Annotated in this window: 3 protein-coding genes; all 3 read right to left on the reverse strand. The window is 66.2% G+C overall.

Annotation, left to right across the window (positions count from 1 at the left end; all coding sequences use genetic code 11):
* Positions 1-42: 42 nt before the first annotated feature.
* Positions 43-513, reverse strand: coding sequence for a 6,7-dimethyl-8-ribityllumazine synthase (ribH, locus tag L0G76_RS15395; RefSeq protein WP_304358015.1), 471 nt, complete (start codon positions 511-513; stop codon positions 43-45).
* A gap of 75 nt (positions 514-588) precedes the next feature.
* Complete coding sequence (gene ribB, locus L0G76_RS15400) at positions 589-2,058, reverse strand: 3,4-dihydroxy-2-butanone-4-phosphate synthase (RefSeq protein ID WP_304358016.1); 1,470 nt, start codon at positions 2,056-2,058, stop codon at positions 589-591.
* On the reverse strand, positions 2,051-2,795 hold a 745-nt coding region (locus L0G76_RS15405; RefSeq protein ID WP_369696194.1), incomplete at its 5' end, for a riboflavin synthase. The genes L0G76_RS15405 and ribB, both read right to left, overlap by 8 nt.

Below are 2,795 nucleotides of genomic sequence, written 5' to 3' on the forward strand. Positions count from 1 at the left end.
TGCTCGCCGAGCACGCGCTCGCTGAGGCGGCGACGCTGGACTTCAGGCGATCGGGTAGTCCGCCAGCGCCTGCGCGGTGACCAGGGCTGCGGTCATGGCTTCGTGGCCCTTGTCTTCCTGCGAGCCCTCGAGCCCGGCACGGTCCAGTCCCTGCTGTTCCGTGTCACAGGTCAGCACCCCGAATCCAACCGGTTTGCGGGAGTCGATGGCCACTCGATTGAGTCCGTCTGTGGCGGCTTGGCAGACGTAGTCGAAGTGTGGGGTGCCGCCGCGGATGACGACGCCGAGGGCGACCACCGCGTCGAAGTGCGGTGCCAGGCGTGCCGCGGCGAGGGGCAGTTCGAAGCTTCCCGGAACCCGAATCAGGGTGGCTTGGGCTCCGGCTTCGCTGGCTGCTCGTTGGGCACCGTCGACGAGGCCGTCCATGATCTGCGTGTGCCAGGATGCTGCAATGATCGCGATGCGAGTGTCGGCAGCAGAGACGGTGAGCTCAGGTGCTCCGGAGTGTGCCATGGGTGGATCCTTTCGTAGCGGCCGTGATGGCCAAGGTTTCTGGAAGCGTCGGTGGATGCCGGGAAATGCGGGTGGTCAGCAGTGGTGCTTCTCGGCGATGGGTGTCGAAGAGGTGGCCGCCGAGGCGGTGGGGCTGCCGACCACCGACGGCAGGGTCAGCGTGTGGTGCATGCGCTCACGCTTGGTGGCCAGATAGTCCGTGTTCTCCGGGCGGGCGGGAATCTCGAGCGGAATGACCGCTTCGATCGTGATCCCCAGAGATTCCAGCGCCCGAGTTTTGTCCGGGTTGTTCGTCAGCAGTCGGATGCGGGTCAGGCCGATCGAGCGCAGGATCTCGGCGGCCGCACGGTAGTCACGGTCATCGTCGTGGAAGCCGAGCTCACGGTTCGCATCGACCGTGTCCAGGCCGCGGTCCTGAAGAGCATAGGCCCGCAGTTTGTTGCTCAGTCCGATTCCGCGTCCCTCGTGGCCGGTCATGTAGATCACGGCACCGCCCTCGGCGGAGATCCGCTGCATTGCTAGGTCCAGCTGTTCTCCGCAGTCGCACCGGTGGGAGCCGAAGACGTCCCCGGTCAGGCACTCCGAATGCACCCGAACCAGAGGTGCGGGCCCACGCAGCACAGACTCCTCGTCTCTAGCAGCTGGATCAACGGCGGCAGAGTTCACCTCGGAGAACACGCCGAGGTGGTCGTGGTCGTCGATCGTGAATGCGCGGGCGGTGAAGCTCCCATGCTTCGTCGGCAGCGGCACCTCGGCCGATGGTGCGATCGATCCTGAGGTCGGAGCTGATTCGCTCGGCGCGTTCGTCGATTCAGTCGGCAAGTGGTTCGACGAACTGTGCGCCGAACCGCGAGTCGAGTCAGCAGTCGAACTCGCATCGAACCCGCGATCCGTCTCGTTGAGGTATTCGATGAGCTCTTCGATCGAGACCATCACGAGCTGATGAGCGTCGGCGAACTCGCGGAGGGAGTCGAAGCGCATCATCGACCCGTCGTCGTGGACGACCTCGCCGATCATGGCCACAGGGCTGGCACCGGCCAGGCGCGCGAACTCGACGCCGGCCTCGGTGTGGCCCGGGCGTTCACGGACCCCACCGGCCTTCGCGACGAGTGGGAACACGTGACCGGGGCGCGTGATCGAGGCGGGTTCGGGCACTGCTGCGGCAAGATGACGCCCGGTCAGGGCGCGTTCGGCGGCGCTGATGCCGGTGGTCACGCCGACCGCATCGCAGCTGATCGTGTACGCGGTGCCCTTCGGGTCCTCATTGGCGGAGACCATGGGCGGCAGTTCGAGTGCGGCGGCGCGCTCGGCGTCCATGGGGGCGCAGATGACGCCGGAGGTGTAGCGGACGAAGAAGCCCATGGTCGCAGCTTCAGCGAATTCGGCGGCCATGATGAGGTCGCCCTCGTTCTCGCGGTCCTCGTCATCGACGACGACGATCGGCTGGCCAGCGGCGAAAGCGGTGATCGCCTCGTCGATCGGGTCGAGACGAGCGTTTTCCTGAGATGAGTCGGGCCGATCAGCTGTCGGGGTGGTTTCAGTCATGGTCGGCTCCTTGCTGGGTGCTGCCGGTTTCGCGGGTACTGTCGGTTGAGCTGAAGGTGGTTGATTCGTCCCGGAATGAGAGCAGGCGGGCCGTGTACTTCGCGAGCACGTCCACTTCGATGTTCACTGGGTCGCCGGGGGAGATGTCGCCGAGCGTGGTGTGCGACAGGGTGGCAGGGATGAGTCCGACCTCGACCCAGGCGCTGGCCTCGGAGGGTTCGGAGACGGCGGTGAGAGTCAACGAGACGCCGTTGAGGGCGATGGACCCCTTGCTGGCGGTGTAGGGCGCGAGGTGGTTCGGGATTCCGATGCGCAACGTCGACCACTCGGCGTGGTCATCCCGGCTGTCCAGCTCGCCGCACCCGTCGACGTGCCCCTGCACCACATGGCCGTCGAAGCGCCCCGAAGCAGGTGTGCACCTTTCGAGGTTGACCCGGTCTCCGGTGCGCAGGGTTCCGAGGCCGGTCAACCGCAGGGTCTCGCCCATCACCTCGGCGGTGAACGCTCCTGGCACCTCGGCGCTCGCGCTGACTGGCGGAGAGGCGTCGCCAGCTCTGACCGAGGTCAGGCACACGCCGTTGACGGCCAGCGAGCCGCCGAGTCCGAGGTCGTCGACGAGGTCCTTGGCGTCGATGGTGATGACGGCCGAATCGTCCTTGCTCTCGATGGCTGCGACGGTGCCGAGCTCTTCGATGATGCCGGTGAACATTTGCCCTCCGAATGAGTGTCCGATGAGT

The organism is Brevibacterium picturae, from assembly GCF_030453725.1.
Lineage (GTDB): Bacteria > Actinomycetota > Actinomycetes > Actinomycetales > Brevibacteriaceae > Brevibacterium > Brevibacterium sandarakinum_A.

Bases quoted from the DNA above. Each gene is read 5' to 3' on its own strand.
- ribH (WP_304358015.1), bottom strand. From the start codon at position 513: ATGGCACACTCCGGAGCACCTGAGCTCACCGTCTCTGCTGCCGACACT.
- ribB (WP_304358016.1), bottom strand. From the start codon at position 2,058: ATGACTGAAACCACCCCGACAGCTGATCGGCCCGACTCATCTCAGGAA.